A 306-nucleotide genomic window follows, 5' to 3' on the forward strand; every position below is an offset into this window, starting at 1 on the left:
TGTTTTGCCATTCTTCAAAGAGGATTTCGACCACTTCGACCACGGATTTGTTCATAAATACGCGGCTGTTGCGGCGTTTGTGCCAAAGTGAGGTTGCATCGTTAAGCGTAAGTTTGTAGAGGGTCAGTGCCCCATCGCTTTGTCCTTGTGAGGCTTCGGTAATGATGCCAGTGGTTCTAAACAGGGTTCCTTGATCAGTGACTTGATCGACGGCGACTTGTGTGCCGATGAATTGTTTGAGTGGAATTAAGGCATTGGTCGAGAGACAGATGAGTTCTGCTTGCACGCCTTCGTTAAGGGCATGGC

Annotated in this window: 1 protein-coding gene; it reads right to left on the reverse strand. The window is 48.7% G+C overall.

Translation table 11 applies throughout. The annotated features are described in order from the left end of the window. Positions 1–306: phage late control D family protein (locus AC1M83_RS14225; protein WP_481590948.1), on the reverse strand; the 306-nt coding region annotated here is incomplete at both ends.

The organism is Acinetobacter sp. 25-47-130, from assembly GCF_056779705.1.